Source organism: Mycolicibacterium flavescens, assembly GCF_001722335.1.
GTDB classification, from domain to species: Bacteria; Actinomycetota; Actinomycetes; order Mycobacteriales; family Mycobacteriaceae; genus Mycobacterium; species Mycobacterium flavescens.
Map to the genome: position 1 here is coordinate 1 of NZ_MIHA01000066.1, position 554 is coordinate 554.

A 554-nucleotide genomic window follows, 5' to 3' on the forward strand; every position below is an offset into this window, starting at 1 on the left:
GCGAGCCGCAGCGAATCGTCGGTCCGGCGCAACACGTCGACCCGTTCGGCCGACAGCAACTCCCAGCGGCCGCTGTCTCCGCGGCTGCGGAAGAACAAGAGATTCGAGCGCACGGTCAACTCATCAGCCTCCGGTCCGGCAACCGTGCGGATGTTGGACACGAAGTGCCGGGTCCGCGACCGAGGTGACTCGGCCCACGAGAAATCCGTCTCGCCCCGGAGGACCCGCATCTCCAAGCCCGTGTAGTCGTCGTTCCAGTGCGCGATCGCGCCCACCCAACCCGCGGAATCCTCACGGGTGGTGCGCACCGGAACCACATACCGGATGTCGGGGTCGAGCAGACCCAACCATTCTCGGAACTGCCCCCCATCGAGTAGCTCCGCCTCCCGGAACATGAACGCCTCGACGGCCTCACGGGTATCTCGATCGACCGCAACCGCGTTCATCACACCGAACTCCTCGACCAGACCATCAACACTGACTCGATATTCTGCTGAACAGATGCGTCCTCCGCTGTAGAGAATGTAAGTTACGTCTCACCGGGCCGTCAAGAC

General features: G+C 63.4%; 1 protein-coding gene. It reads right to left on the bottom strand.

The window, feature by feature from the left end:
- On the bottom strand, positions 1 to 446 hold a 446-nt coding region (locus BHQ18_RS28860; RefSeq protein WP_069417040.1), incomplete at its 3' end, for an aromatic-ring-hydroxylating dioxygenase subunit beta.
- Positions 447 to 554 lie beyond the last annotated feature (108 nt).